2 protein-coding genes are annotated in these 899 nt (G+C 76.1%); one reads left to right on the forward strand and one right to left on the reverse strand.

What is annotated here, in order from left to right; translation table 11 throughout:
* Nucleotides 1-500: SRPBCC family protein (locus tag ACFFNX_RS51380; protein ID WP_378213810.1), on the reverse strand; the 500-nt coding region annotated here is incomplete at its 3' end.
* 91 nt (nt 501-591) lie between these two features.
* Here ACFFNX_RS51380 and ACFFNX_RS51385 point away from each other — a divergent pair.
* Nucleotides 592-899: hypothetical protein (locus ACFFNX_RS51385; RefSeq protein WP_378213811.1), on the forward strand; the 308-nt coding region annotated here is incomplete at its 3' end.

An 899-nucleotide genomic window follows, 5' to 3' on the forward strand; every position in this document is an offset into this window, starting at 1 on the left:
CCGGGCAGGAGGGTGCGCAGGCTCACGGCGTCCGCGGCCGGGGGCGGCGCCGCGCCACCCGTCACCTCGGCGCGCAGCCGCCCGGCGAACTCCTCCACCAGACGGCCGCTCACCTGCTCCAGCGCGCCTCGCCCGAACTGGGCGATCCGCCCGCTGATGTCGAGGTCGGTGACCACCTCGGCCATCGTCGTGCCGGACTCCTCCCGGGCGGTCAGCGTGATCACCGCGGTGGCGTCGCCCTGGCCGCGGACGTCGCGCGCCCGGCCCTCCACCACCATCCGCCGCCCCACGTCGTCGCGCTCCAGCACGCGGGCGGTGCCGCGGTACTCGACGCCGATCGGGCCGACCTTGACCTTGACCGCGCCGGTGAACTCCCGGTCGCCCGACGGCTCGTCGAGACGGGCCCCGGGCATGCAGGGAGCCAGCCGTGGAATGTCGGTGAGCACCATCCAGGCGGTGTCGATGCTCGTGGGGACCTGGAACGTGTTCCGTAGCCGCACCGGCGTCTCCCTTTCAGCGGTAGGCGGGGATCCCGGTGACGGCCTCACCGGGGACGAGGGGGTGGGTCGGCGCCGGCTCCCGCATGACGGCGTGACGCCGAGGACGGTACGGGCCGCACGGGCGATCCCCGGCGCCGCGCGGAGGTCGTCCGTCCTCCCGGCGCCGACCGGCTGCGGCGCCAGGTCGCCGACACGCTTCAACCGGCCGATCCCGACCGGCCGGAGGCACATGTCGGCGAGCCCGCACCGGGCGACCTGGACACCGCGCGAGCCCGCGGCGTCGAAGCGGGTGTGGGTGGAGTCGATCGTGCCCCAGGGGGTCGCGTGCGCCGTCTTGTTCGGGCGCGTCGGCGGTCCGTGCAGGCCGGTCACGGTCGGCGGGGCTGTGCGCGAGCCCGC

Origin of the sequence: Actinoallomurus acaciae, from assembly GCF_042429965.1 — a bacterium.
In the GTDB taxonomy this organism is placed as follows: Bacteria; Actinomycetota; Actinomycetes; order Streptosporangiales; family Streptosporangiaceae; genus Actinoallomurus; species Actinoallomurus acaciae.